Consider the following 13306-nt stretch of genomic DNA (forward strand, 5'->3'; position numbering starts at 1 on the left):
GCTTCGGACCGGTGGTCCGCTGTCTGCGTGCCTGACGTCCGCTGCGTTCCGCAACCCGCTGGCCCGATGACTCCATCTTTCTGTCCCGGTGAGGTCCGGTCAACCGGATCCGATGGGTAGAACTCCCCATGCACGGACCGCCGGTCCCGTTTCCGCCCTTGAAGGAATGCTGGAATGATGAGGGAGGTCACGGCGCCGGGGGTGTGCCGGGCCAGGACGAGCCCGGTGCAGACCGGGGGGAGGGGGCACCGGCTGTGGCCATGGATTTCGACTCGCAGCTCATCGAGTCGGTCGAGGTACGGCGCGAGCGGCTGAGCGCCTCGTTCCTGTTCGGACTGAACCCCACCGAGCGGCGGTGGAAGGACCGGACCAACTTCTTCGTCTACGGCCTGATCCTCGCCGCCCTGGCCTGTGCCTTCTGCGTGGGGATCTCCTTCATCGTGAACATCATCGGAAACTGGCTGGCCGAACGCGAGGAGCGGGACCAGCAACAACAGCAGCGCAACGAGCAGATACATCCACCGCCGCAGGGTGCGGAGGGCCGCCCGGTGCCCGCGCCTGCCGTGGTGTCCCCGTCCGACACCGCGGTGCTCGCGGACATCGCTCCCCCCGCGGCGCCCGCCACACTCGCTGCGCCGGCCACACCCATCGCCCCCGCCACCCTGCCGCCGACCCCTTGGAGGTCCTGACGTGCCCACCCCCTATACGCGAGTCACCCTGGTGGGCCAGCGGCGCAATGCGGACCTCCTGCTGCCCTCGGACACTCCGCTCGGAACCCTCCTGCCCCAGATCCTGGACGTGCTGAACGATCAGCCGGAGGACTCCCTGGGCACCAAGCTGCTGGTCCGGCCGGACGGTGACGAGATTCCCCCGAGTCAGACCCTCAGCGAGTCCGAGGTCCTGGACGGCGAGCGCCTCCGCCTCGTCTCCCGCACCGAGGCCCCGCCCGCGCCCATCGTCTACGATCTCAACGATTCCGTCTCGGACGCCACGGAGGCCGTGCCCGGTCGGTGGTCGCCGGTCTACAAGTACATCAGCTGCGGGCTGCTCGCCGCCCTCGGCGCGTGGTTCGCGATCACGTCCCTGTTGGAGACCTACACCCCGGAACTCCAGGACTGGATCAACCTCGCCCTGGCCGCGGTGGCACTCATCGGCGCCGCCGTGGTCTCCTCGCCGGGCCGCCAGCAGGCCGTCGCCGCCACTCTCGCCGGGGCCGGCACCCTGTTCGCCCTCTCCGGCCTGACCGGACTGGGGCTCCCCGCTCCGTGGGGGTACATCGCCGTCGGTGTCCTGGCCGCCGTCGTGCTGGGGGTCCTCGGATTCATCGTCAACCGGCCGCTGTCCATGTTCATCGCGGCCGCGGTGACCGGCGTGCTCGTGGCGGTCTGGGCCGTCTCGCCGCCGCTGGCCGATTGGGCCATCGGGGACCGCACCGCCGATCCGGTGGTCGGTGCGGCCGCCATCCCCGGCATCGCCACCCTGCTGGTGCTGGGCATGCTGCCCAAGATCGCCCTCGGCGTCTCAGGCCTGGCCGGCATGGACGATCGACACGCCAATGGCTCCACGGTGCTGCGGCGGGACGTGGACCGGGCCATCGAATCCGCCCACGGCGGCCTCATCGCCAGCGCCGTCATCTGTGCTGCCTCGGCCGCGCTGTCCCTGTGGCTGGTCGGCGGCGACACCCTGGCCTATCCCTTCTCCCTGCCCCTCCTCGCCAGCCTGGTCCTGGCCCTCGGGCTGCGCACCCGTTCCTTCCCCCTGGCCGCCCAGCGCATCCCCCTGTACCTGGCTACCGGCCTCGGTGTCCTTTCCCTGGTCCGCCTGGCCATCGGATTCCAGCCCGACTATCAGGGCGTGTTCCTGGCCCTGTTGCTGGTGCTGGCCCTCGTGATCGGCGCCGGGCTGTCCGTTGACCTGCCTGACCACTCTCAGGCCCGGATGCGCAAGGCCGGGGACACCCTCGAGGCCATCGCCCTGCTCGCCCCCATCCCGTTGCTGATCGGCTACTACGGGATCTACGCCACCCTGTTGGAGACCTTCTGATGTCCGCTCCCCTGGATCCCTGGCACGACGCCGGCCCCGCCCCGACCCGGCCGCGACCCGGTGCGGGCCCCACGGACGGCGGAGATCCGCTGTGGTCCAGCCGTTCCGACCTGCGCCAAGGCCTGGCCCGGGCCCAGGACGATCCGGGCACCGGCTTCGAGTCTGTGGCGTCCCGGGTCCAGCGCGACTACTCGCGCCGCCCGGCGCTGTCCCTGTGGGCCCGTGGCTGGCGCGCGCTGGGCGGCTTGTGGGGCCATGACCGGACCGGCGACCGGCTGGCCGCCTCGGCCAAGGTGGTCCAGTCCCCCGTCACCACCGGCCGGCGCATCGCTGTGGTGTCGCTGCGCGGCGGCGCCGGCAAGACCACGGTGGCGGCCCTGACCGCCTCGACCTTCGCCGCCCTGCGTCCCGAGCCGGTGTCCGCACTGGACCTGGACCCGGCACTCGGCTCCCTCGGCCTGCGGCTCGGTCACCGCCCGTCGCATGGCGCGGACCGGTTGGCCGCCGAACTGGCCGCCATGGACTCGACCACCTTCGACGCCGTCACCTCGCTGATGTCCCTCGGTGTGAACGACCTCTACTACACCGGCCCGCGGGTGGCCGGTGGCCCTCTGGGGCAGAGCGCCGCGACCACGTTGCTGTCCGGCCTGTCCCGCTACTTCCCGGTCACCGTCATCGACTGCCCGACCGGCACCGAGAACCCGGACACGGCCGCGATGCTGACTCGCGCCCATGCGGCCATCTTCGCGGTGCCCGCCACGGCGGCCGGCGTGGACGAGGCCGCCGGCTACCTGCGCCACTGGCTCACCGACCCCTTCCTCTCGGCCATCCCCGTGGTGGCCGCCGTCGTCGGCACGGACCGGGACGGGGTCCTGGACCCGCTCGCCCAGGCCGCCGCCCTGACCCGGATCGGGGTGGGCGCCGTTGCCTTGCGGCACGATCGCCACGTCGCCGGAGGGGTGGGGATCAGCCTGCCGCTGTTGTTGCCGGAGAACCGGCTGGCGGCCGCAGAGCTCGCTGCCCAGGTCCTGTCCGCCGCGAACGCCACGGGCATCACGGGCACCGCCGCAGGCCTGTCCACGGGAGGCTCCACGCGTGCCCGGCAGGGGGTCGCCTGGTGACGCAGAAGGTCATCCACCGTCCCGCCCGCACCTCGGCGCCCGCCCGGCTCTACCAGCCCTTCCGCATCGAGGGTCCCCAGCCCATCGACCCGTCCCAGTCGGACGGCGAGGGGGCCGGCGGTTTTCTCCGCCTGCTGCCGATGGTCGCCGCCGGTGGCTCCATGATGGTCATGATGACCTTCCGGCAGAGCCCCTTCGCGGCCGTCGGGGCCATCGCCATGGCGCTGTCCCTGATCGTGGGCGTCGTCATGATGTTCTCGCAGCGCGGCAAGGCCGGGCGCCAGCGCAAGAGCATGCGGGACACCTACGCCCGCTATCTCGAGCGGACCCGGGTGAGGCTGCGGGATGACGAGCAGCAGGCGCAGCTGGCGGCCCGGGCCTCCTCCCCGCCCGCCACCGCCCTGTTCGACATCGTCCGGGACCCGGCGCGGGTGTGGGAGCGGCGCCGTTACCACGAGGACTTCCTGCGCATCCGCATCGGCTCTGGCCGGCGCCCCACCCGGGACATCGACATCTCCCTGATCGAGACCGCCACCTCGCTGCAGGACGAGTTCCTGCTCCGTGAGGCGGAGAGCCTCAAGGACCGCTTCGAGACCGCCCCCGACATGCCGGTGAACCTGCCCCTGGACTCCGCGGGCAACGTGTCCCTCGTCGGCCCCCGCGACCTGGAGCTGCAACTCGTACGCTCGCTGGTGGCCGGTGCCGCAGCACTGCAGTCCCCCGAGGACGTACGCATCGCCCTGATCACGCCCGAGGCCAACCGCGCCGACTGGGACTGGCTGGAGCTGCTCCCTCACTTGGACGACAACTCACACCGGCACTTCACCGGACCGGTCAAGCTGATCGCCCCGGGCCACGACTCGCTGCTGGAACTCCTGGAGGAGGACCTGCAGTACCGGTCCAAGGTGGCCGGCGAGCACAACAAGTACGGGGACGAGATGACCAAGGGTCCGTCCCTGCTGCCCCGTCTGATCGTGATCGTGGACCGCTATGGGCAGACCGCCGGTGACCTCGCCTTCGGGGACTCCCACTTCGGCCTGCCGGCGCGCGCCATCACCGCCCTCCACCTGTGCGCGGACCGGCTTCACGAACCCTCCGAGGTGAATTACCGGATCACCCTGACGGACCGCGGCGCGGGCCGGTCCTCCGGCCGGCGCCTCAGCCGGCCCGGGGCCACATACTCCACCAACGCCGCAGGGACCGCAGAGGCGGAGGAGGCGGCTACCCGTCCCCACTTCCTGCTCGAGGACCGCACCAAGGACCAGGGGAACCCGGTCCGGACCGAGGGCGAACTGGACCCCATGGACGCCAGCACCGCCGAGGGACTCGTGTCCGAGCTGGCACCGTTGCGATTGGCCCTGGACTCCCTGGAGCACACCGGTGCCGAGGCGGCGTCCTCCTCCTCTTTCCTGGAGATGCTGCACCTGTCCCCGGTGCTGGACCGGGCCGACGTCGAGCGCAATTGGCGACCCCGCTCCCAGGCCGACTTCCTGCGGGTGCCGCTGGGACCGGATGACAAGGGCAAGCCGGTGCTGCTGGACCTCAAGGAGGCCGCCCAGCTCGGCATGGGACCGCACGGTCTCTGCGTGGGAGCCACTGGCTCCGGGAAGTCGGAGATGCTCCGGTCCCTGGTCTTCGGCCTGCTGGCCACCCACTCACCGGACTCGCTGGCGATGGTGCTGGTCGACTTCAAGGGCGGCGCGACCTTTGCCCCCTTCGAGGGCGCACCGCACGTCACTGGCATCATCACGAACCTCTCCGACGACCTGACCCTGGTCGAACGCGTGTACGCCTCGCTCAACGGCGAGATCCTGCGTCGGCAGGAGGTCCTGAAGGCCGCCGGCAACATCGCCAACATCACCGACTACCAGATCCACCGGGACGAACAACTGTCCCAGGGGCAGGGCAAGCAGGGAACTCCGGGCGGCGAACCGCTGCCCCCGCTGCCGCACCTGGTCATCATCATCGACGAGTTCGGCGAGTTGCTCACCGCCCGCCCGGACTTCATCGACCTGTTCCTGTCCATCGGACGCATCGGCCGCTCGATCGGCGTACACCTGCTGCTGAGCTCCCAGCGGGTGGAGTCCGGCAAGCTGCGCGGCCTCGAGACCTACCTGTCCTACCGCATCGGCCTGCGCACGCTGTCCGAGTCCGAGTCCCGCACCGTGCTGGACACCCCCGATGCCTTCCACCTGCCGCCACTGCCCGGCTACGGTTACCTCAAGGTGGACACCACCGTGTACTCCCGTTTCAAGTCCGGCTACGTCTCCGGCCCGCTGGCGGACGAGGTCTTCGAAGAGGAAGAGCAGGAGGACCTGGGGGACGAGATCCCGCCGGTGCTGGAGGCCACGGACTACGCTCTGGTCCTCGCGGAGCAGCAGGCCGGCGGCGCACCGGGCGATCCGGCAGCCCCGGCCCCGAAGAAGGACTCCCCGGCACGCCGCTCCACCGGTCCCACCGTGATGTCCACCATGATGGACACGCTACGGACCTACCCGCCGTCCGTGCAGCCGATCTGGCTGCCCCCGCTGCCCGTGGAGACCACCCTGGACCAGGTGGTCGGCGAGCCGAAGAACACGGAACTGGGCCTGCGCCTGCCTGCCGGTGGAAACCTCACGGTGCCCATCGGCCTGTTGGACGATCCGGCCCGCCAGTGGCAGGGGCTCTGGGAGATCGACTTCACCTCCGGCTCGGGCAACATGATCGTCCACGGTGGTCCCCAGTCCGGCAAGTCCACCGCCCTGCGGACCATCGTGACGTCCCTGGCCCTGACCCATTCGCCACAGCAGGTCGGCATCTACTGCGTCGACCTGCTGGGCTCCGGCCTGCTGCCGCTGCAGGGCCTGCCGCATGTGGGCGGGGTGGCTGTCCGCACCAACGGAGAGGTCGTCTCACGCACCGTGGACGAGATCCTCGGGATGCTCTCGCACCGCGAACGGGTCTTCGAGAAACACGCCATCGACTCCCTGCCGACCATGCGGCGGATGCATGCCGAGGGAAAGCTGCCCGAACTGCCCAGCGCGGACATCTTCCTGGTGGTGGACGGCCACGGCCAGTTCCAGGAGGAGTTCGAGGACCTGCTGCCCAAGGTGGTCCAGGTCATGACCCGCGGCGGGGGCTACGGCATCCACATCATCTCTGCGGTGAACCGCAACAACGAGATCCGGGCCACCCATCAGTCCTACTTCACGCATCGCATCGAGTTGGCGCTGTCCGAGGCCGGCGACTCCCAGATCGACCGCAAGCTGGCCGCCAACGTGAACCCGGAGGCCCCCGGCCGCGGCCTGATGCCACTCAAGCTCCAGGGGCACCTGGCCCTGCCGCGGATCGACGGCCAGGCCGAGCGGGAGTCCGCCACGGACGGGCTGAAGGACCTCGTGGAGCAGGTGGGCCGCTTCTCCACCGGCGCCGCCATGAAGGTCCGCGTCCTGCCCTCGGTGGTGGAGGCCACCGCGGTGACGTCCCCGGAGCAGAAGGGCCTGTTCCCGCTGGGCCTGCGCGAGCTGGACCTCGGCGTGGAGTACCTCGACCTGGAACGCCAGGACCGGAACCTGATCGTCATGGGGGACGAGGAATCTGGCAAGTCCAACGTCCTGCGTCAGGTGGTCAACCGCTTCACCGCGAACCACCGGGACAACGAGTTGATGTTCGTGGTCATCGATCCCCGCCGCGGGCTCGGGGACCTCGTGCCCGACGACTACCTGGGCGGCTACGCCACGAACGCCGAGGTCGCCAAGAATCTGGCGGGCGCCGTGATCAATGAGCTGCGCAAGCGCCAGGACCCGGACGAGGACCAGACCACGGTCCAGCGCCAGACGCGGATCGTGGCCCTGATCGACGACTACGACGTGCTGACGGTGGGCGGCGGGCAGTCCCCACTCGGCGCCTTCGTACCCTTCATCCCGATGGCCGCGGAACTGCGGATCAACTTCGTGCTGACCCGCCGTGTGCGGGGCGCCTCCCGCGGCATGTATGAGACGTTCTTCTCGACCCTGCGGGACAACGGGACCTCGGCGCTGATCATGTCCGGCGACCGCCGCGAGGGCAACCTCATCAACGGGATCAAGGCCCGCAAGATGCCCCCCGGCCGCGGTCAACTACTGATGACGGGCAAACCGGTGATGACGGTGCAGACGTTCTTCGGCGACCTGCCGGAGTGACCGCCTCCGCTCCCGCCGCCGGCCGCGCCCCGCGCCCCGTCACGCCGGCCGGCCTCGCCTACGGTGCCGGCGCATACACGTTCTGGGGCGGGCTGCCGCTCTACATGGCGGCCACGGCGCCGGCCTCCGCTCTCGAGGTGGTCTTCGCCCGGATCGCCTTCACGCTCGTCACCTGCGCCGTGCTGCTCTTCGCCCTGCGGCGATGGCGCGACGTCGGCCGGCAGCTGGGCAGCCGACGGCGCTTGGGCGGCACCGCCCTGGCCTCCGTGCTCATCACCGGCAACTGGGCGATCTACACCTACGCCGTGCTCTCCGGCCAGACCCTCGAGGCGGCCCTGGGGTACTTCATCAACCCGCTGGTCTCCGTGCTGGCCGGGGTGGTCCTGTTCGGGGAGCGGCTCCGGCGGGCCCAGTGGGTGGCCGTCGGCCTGTCCGTCACGGCCGTGCTGGTCATGGTGATCGGGCACGGGGCATTCCCGTGGCTGGCGATCCTGTTGGCCCTCACCTTCGGTGGCTACGGCGTGGTCAAGAGCCGGCTGTCCACCGCGGTCAGCCCGGTCGCCTCCCTGGGGGCCGAGACGATCCTGCTGATGCCGGTGAGCCTGGCCGGGATGTGGTGGTTGGCGGCCTCGGACCAGATGACCATGTTCTCCCACGGGGCCGGTCACTTCTGGATCCTGGCCCTGTCCGGTGTGGTGACGGCCGTCCCGCTGATCCTCTTCGGGGCGGGTGCCAGCCGGTTGTCGCTGTCCCTGCTCGGGCTGCTGCAGTACATCAACCCGCTGATCCAGTTCCTCATCGGCCTACTGCTGTTCCAGGAAGCCATGAGCACCGGCCGGTGGGTCGGCTTCATCCTCATCTGGTGTGCCCTGGTGGTGCTCATGGTGGACTCGCTGTGGGCGGCCCGGCGGAATCCCCGGCTGCGCCGCGGCTCGTAGGGCGGGACCCTAGACTGGGTGCATGCCCGCAGACTCCTCCGCTCCCGCCGTCTTCCTCTCGACTTTTCAGAAGCTCGTCCCCACCCACCTGGAAACGCCTTGGGCGGAAGAGGACGGGCTCGGCGCCGGGGAACTGGAGGCCCTGCTGGCGGCCTCGCCCGCTGCCGAGGCCGCCCGGGAAGCCGGTGGTGAATCCGACGGCGTGCCGATCCCGCTCTCCCTCTACGAGTTCCACCGTGCCCTGGGCAACTGCCCGGACCTGCTGGAGACGGATCACTTCTTCTTCGATGCCGATGAGCTGGAGATCCGGGACGGCTTCCTGATGTTCCTCGAGGACTCCGGGGAGAGCACCGTCTGGGGTCTGCCTGTGGCGGACGCCGAGCTTCCGGACCCTCTGGTCTGGCGCCGTTCCACCGGCGCGGACGCCGAACACGGCGTGTGGACCTGTGAGGGCGGGACGTTCAGCGAGTTCGCGATGGACCTGCTGCAGTGGACCTTCGAGGACCCCGAGAACCCCGAGAACGAATGATCGATTCCCACGCCCCCGAGGGCTATGTGTGCCCGTTCTGCGGTCTGGTGGCCGGTGACGTCTCGGATCCGGCGAACCGTTGCGAGCTCGCCGACCTCGTCTACCAGGACGAGGACGTCATCGTCTTCATCGCGGTGGACGGCTTCGGCGACCACGAGGGCCACGCCATGATCTCCCCCGCCGGACATTACGAGACGCTGTACGATCTCCCCGACCGGGTGCTGCAGCGGATCGGGCTGATGGCCCGCCAGGTGGCGTTGGCCATGAAGAAGGCGTGGTCTCCCGATGGCATCTCCACCCGCCAACACAACGAGCCCGCCGGGAACCAGCACGTGTGGCATTACCACCTGCACGTGTTCCCGCGCTGGCACGACGACCAGCTCTACCGGCACCTGCGCCACCCGGTGGCCCCGGAGGTGCGGGCCGCCAAGGCCCGCGAACTGGCGGCCGTGCTCGACGCCGGCCCCACCCGCCTGCCCTAGCAAACGTGCAGGGCTGCCCCGTTAGTCGTTCCGTCAGTTGTCGCGGTTGACCACATAGTCGGCGAAGGCCACGAGGGCGCTCTTGACCGGTGAGGCCGGCAGCGGGGCCAGGGCCTCGACGGCGTCCGCGGACCAGCCGCGGGTGATGTCCCAGGCCTGCGCGATCACCGGATGGGCGGAGACGGCGGCCACCGCTGCGGCCAATTGCTCGTCGGTGTCCAGGGGTCCGTCCACCAGTTCGAGGACGGCGTCCGCCGTCGCATCGGTCGGGGCGGCCTGGCGCAGCAGCAGCACCGGCAGGGTGGGCACCCGTTCCTTGAGGTCGGTGCCCGGGGTCTTGCCGGAGGCGTGGGAGGTGCTGGTCAGGTCGATGACGTCGTCGGCCAGCTGGAAGGCCATGCCGACCTTCTCGCCGTAGTCCTCGAGGATCCGCACGGTGGACTCGTCGCAGCCGCCGAAGTGGGCGCCCAGTCGTCCGGCGGAGGCGATCAGCGAACCGGTCTTGCCGCCGATCACGCGCAGGTAGTGCTCCAGGTGGTCGTCCTGTTCCTCGGGGCCCACGGTCTCCCAGAGCTGGCCCATGACCAGCCGCTCGAAGGTGCGCGCCTGGATGGACACGGCCTCGGGGCCGAGCGAGGCCATCAGCAGGGAGGCCCGCGCGAAGATCAGGTCCCCGGCCAGGATGGCCACCGAGTTGCCCCACACCTGGTGGGCGGCCGGGGCGCCGCGGCGCACGGGCGCCTCGTCCATGACGTCATCGTGGTACAGAGTCGCCAGGTGCGTCAGCTCCATCACGACGGCGGCCGAGCGGACTTCCGCAGCCACCTCGCCGACCTGCCCCGTACCGACCCCGGGCTCGCCCAGCAGGGAGGACAGGATGGTCAGCAGGGGGCGGATCCGCTTGCCGCCGGCCTCCAGCAGGTGCCGGGAGGTGTGGTCCGCCAGTTGGTCCGCGTTGGTGACGGCCTCGGACAGCTCGAGCTCGACCCGCTCGAGGGCGGTGGTGACCACGTCGAGCAGGTCGCCGTGTTCCGCGAGGTTCTCGAAGCCGGCGGGCAGGACCAACCCGCCGACGGGAACGCCGGCGAGGTCGCCTGCGGGGATGTCGACGCGGGGTGCGGGCTCGGGTGAAGTCACCGGGCCAGCCTAACCAACGTTGGCCGGGGTCGGCGCATCCGGGTCAGACGGCATGACGGCGGCGGATGCGGCTTCCGAGGCTGTTCCCATCGTCGTGGCGGTGGGGACCACGGACTCCAGCAGCCGAACCACCCGGTCCACCGGAGTGGTGCCCCGCTCGTCCACGAGATTGGCCATGACCTGCACCACGGAGCGCAGCAGCGGCCTGACCCTCATGCCCGTCGCCAGGGCAGCCTTCAGCACGGCGGGATGGCCGATCAGCTCGGCGAACCGGCTGCCGAGCGCGAAGTGCCCGCCCCAGGTCTCCTGGGTGAGCACCGGGTAGCGGGCCAGCTCGGCTTCCCGGCCGGCCGCCGTCGGGCGTTGCAGGGCCGTGACGGCCAGGTCCGCCGCCAGCCGGGCGGCCTCCATGGCGAAGGAGATCCCCTCGCCGTTGAACGGGGAGACCATGCCGGCCGAGTCCCCGACGAGCAGCATGCCGGGCACGTGTTGCGGCGTGCGGTTGAAGCCCATGGGCAGGGCGGCGCCGAGGATCTTCGAGGTTCGGGTCTCCTCGGACAGTCCCCAGGTGTCGGTCAGCGCACCGGACCAGTCCTTGAGGATGGAGCGGTAGTCGAGCTTGCCGAACTGCGGGGAGGTGTCCAGGATGCCGAGGCCTACGTTCACGGTGCCGTCCCCCAGCGGGAACAGCCAGCCGTAGCCGGGCAGCAGGTTGCCCTCGGCGTCGGGCAGCTGCAGCCAGGACTCCATCCAGTCGTCGCCGTGGCGCGGGGCGCCCTCTGGGATCGAGTAGTAGGCGCGGACGGCCACGCCCATCGGACGGTCGTCCCGCTTGGCCAGGCCCGCCGAGACGGCGGTGCGCGTCGAGTTGCCGTCCGCGGCGATGACGATCGGGGCGTGGAAGTCCTTGAACTCACCGGTCTTGCGGCCGCTGCCGTCCAGCAGCTCGGCGCGCAGACCGTTGACGGTGCCGTCCTCGGCGCGCAGCACCGTGGTGACGGAGTGGCGTTCGAGGATGGTGGCCCCGGCCGCCCGAGCGTGCTGGGCGAGGACCTCGTCGAAGTCATGGCGGGTGCGCACCAGGGCGTAGTCCGGCCAGGTCTGCGTGACCGGCCAGGGGACCTCCACCGCGCGGCCCTCGGCCACCAGCCGCAGCCCCTGGATGTGCTGCCACCCGTCCTCGGCAGCGTGCGGGATCCCCATGAGGTTCATCTCCCGCACCGCCTGCGGGGTGAGCCCGTCCCCGCACACCTTCTCGCGGGGGTAGGCGGTCTTCTCGAGCACCGTGACCTCGATGCCCGCGTTCGCCAGGTGCCATGCCGCCGTGGCCCCGGCCGGGCCGCCGCCGGCAATGAGGACTTGGGTCTGGACGGATGTCGTTGCGCGTTCCACCCCGCCATTCTCTCAGAGCCCCGGCGCGCACCGGCCCAGGGCACTGACGGTAGGCTGGACAGGTCATGAACAACCCTGGATTCACGGCGCCCGCACCCCGATTGGCGTCCTGCACGTATAGCGCCCCTGTGCCCGGCGGGAACGGACTGGCCGATCTCCTGTCCACCGGCTCGGAGTGTGCTTGGATCCGCTTCGGTGAGGGCATGGTCGGCCTCGGTACCGCCGCCCGCTTCGCCACCACTGGACCCGGGCGCTTCGAATCGGCCCGCCACTGGTGGATGGCCGCCACGGCCGCCGAGTCCGGGGACACACCTCGGACGACGGTTCCCGACGACGGCCTGCCCCGACGATCGCCGCTCGCCTTCGCCGCGTTCGCCTTCGCCGATGACAGTCCTGTCGACTCGGTCCTCGTGGTCCCGGAGTTCGTCGTCGGCTCGGCCCAGGGGCGGTCCTGGCTGACCTGGCAGGTGGACCTCGACTCCCCCTGTTACGCCGAGAAGGCAGCCGCCGGCTGGCGGCCGGACCGGGCCGACGCCGAGCGGCGGCTGGCCGGGCTGCTCGCCGAGGCGGCCGGCCGGCGGCCGGACCGCGCCGGCGCCCCTGAGGGTACCGGGGCGGGATCCGCGGCAGACGGTCTCAGGCTCACCGACGGGGTGCTCTCCCAGGACGGGTACCGGGCCGCCGTCGTTCGCGGGGTGCGGGAGATCGAGGCGGGGACGCTGACGAAGCTCGTCCTGGCCCGGGACGCCGTGGTCCGCTCCGCCGATCCCGTGGACGTCCCGCAGGTGCTGCGCACCCTGGCGGTGCAGTACCGGGACTGCTGGACCTACGCCGTGAACGGCCTGATCGGCTCGACACCGGAGATGTTGGTCAAGGTGGACGGGGACATCGCTCAGGCTCGCGTGCTAGCGGGGACCCTGGACCGGGATGGCGCACCGGTCGGAACGGCCGGAACCGACTATGCCCGTCAGCTGCTCACCGACGACCCCAAGCAGCGCCACGAACATCGACTGGCCGTGGACTCCCTGACGGAGCGCCTGGAACCGTTCACCACTTCCCTCGAGGCCCCGGACGAGCCGTTCGTCCTCGAGCTACCCAACGTGTGGCATCTCGCCACTGACGTCACGGCACGGCTCGTGGGGGCGGAGGCCGCACGGCGCACGGGACCCGGCGCGCTGGCACTCACCGAGGCGCTGCATCCCACGGCGGCCGTGTGCGGCACCCCGCGCGAGGCCGCCACCACGCTCATCAACCGGCTGGAGTCCGAGGACCACGGACTGGACCGCGGCCTCTTCGCCGGCCCCGTGGGGTGGCTGGACGGCAATGGGAACGGCGAGTTCGGGATCGCGTTGCGCGGAGCCGTGGTGCAGGATGCGCACACGGTGCGCCTCTACGCCGGCTGCGGGATCGTGGCGGCCTCGGACCCTGAGGCCGAGCTGGCCGAAACCCACGCGAAGATGCGGCCCATGCTGCAGGCGCTGGGGCTGCGGGACTAGCCGACCGG

General features: G+C 70.8%; 10 protein-coding genes. 8 read left to right on the plus strand and 2 right to left on the minus strand.

Annotated features, from left to right (window positions below):
* Nucleotides 1–260 precede the first annotated feature (260 nt).
* The 7 genes from C8E99_RS15890 to C8E99_RS08820 are packed head-to-tail and all read left to right on the plus strand — an operon-like array spanning nt 261 to nt 9273.
* Nucleotides 261–689 (plus strand): hypothetical protein, encoded by a 429-nt coding sequence (locus C8E99_RS15890; protein WP_170144567.1) that lies wholly within the window; start codon nt 261–263, stop codon nt 687–689.
* A 1-nt stretch (nt 690) separates the two neighbouring features.
* Entirely contained in the window at nt 691–2043 is a 1353-nt protein-coding gene (gene eccD / locus C8E99_RS08795) for a type VII secretion integral membrane protein EccD (protein ID WP_170144568.1), read from the plus strand.
* Complete coding sequence (locus C8E99_RS08800; protein ID WP_115931978.1) at nt 2043–3164, plus strand: CpaE/TadZ family protein; 1122 nt, start codon at nt 2043–2045, stop codon at nt 3162–3164. The genes eccD and C8E99_RS08800 overlap by 1 nt, the downstream gene beginning before the upstream one ends.
* The gene (gene eccCa / locus C8E99_RS08805) at nt 3161–7324 is read left to right on the plus strand and encodes a type VII secretion protein EccCa (RefSeq protein WP_115931979.1); all 4164 of its coding nucleotides are present in this window, start codon (nt 3161–3163) and stop codon (nt 7322–7324) included. Before C8E99_RS08800 ends, eccCa begins: the two co-directional genes overlap by 4 nt.
* Complete coding sequence (gene rarD / locus C8E99_RS08810; protein ID WP_115931980.1) at nt 7321–8262, plus strand: EamA family transporter RarD; 942 nt, start codon at nt 7321–7323, stop codon at nt 8260–8262. The genes eccCa and rarD overlap by 4 nt, the downstream gene beginning before the upstream one ends.
* A gap of 22 nt (nt 8263–8284) precedes the next feature.
* A complete protein-coding gene (locus C8E99_RS08815) occupies nt 8285–8791 on the plus strand; it encodes a hypothetical protein (RefSeq protein ID WP_115931981.1) in 507 nt (168 codons plus the stop codon).
* Nucleotides 8788–9273 (plus strand): HIT family protein, encoded by a 486-nt coding sequence (locus C8E99_RS08820; RefSeq protein WP_115931982.1) that lies wholly within the window; start codon nt 8788–8790, stop codon nt 9271–9273. Before C8E99_RS08815 ends, C8E99_RS08820 begins: the two co-directional genes overlap by 4 nt.
* A gap of 33 nt (nt 9274–9306) precedes the next feature.
* On the opposite strand, the gene C8E99_RS08825 is transcribed toward C8E99_RS08820, so the two are convergent.
* Both C8E99_RS08825 and C8E99_RS08830 read right to left on the minus strand, forming a co-directional pair.
* Nucleotides 9307–10377, minus strand: a complete 1071-nt coding sequence (locus tag C8E99_RS08825; protein WP_245952462.1) for a polyprenyl synthetase family protein — start codon at nt 10375–10377, stop codon at nt 9307–9309.
* Between the two features lie 42 nt (nt 10378–10419).
* Nucleotides 10420–11802: a geranylgeranyl reductase family protein gene (locus tag C8E99_RS08830; protein WP_115931984.1), complete on the minus strand. Its 1383-nt coding sequence runs from the start codon at nt 11800–11802 to the stop codon at nt 10420–10422.
* 65 nt (nt 11803–11867) lie between these two features.
* On the opposite strand from C8E99_RS08830, the gene C8E99_RS08835 reads away from it, so the two are divergent.
* Nucleotides 11868–13298 carry an isochorismate synthase gene (locus C8E99_RS08835; protein ID WP_245952202.1) on the plus strand — a complete coding sequence of 477 codons (1431 nt, stop codon included), beginning with the start codon at nt 11868–11870 and terminating at the stop codon, nt 13296–13298.
* Nucleotides 13299–13306: the final 8 nt, after the last annotated feature.

Origin of the sequence: Citricoccus muralis, assembly GCF_003386075.1 — a bacterium.
GTDB lineage: Bacteria > Actinomycetota > Actinomycetes > Actinomycetales > Micrococcaceae > Citricoccus > Citricoccus muralis.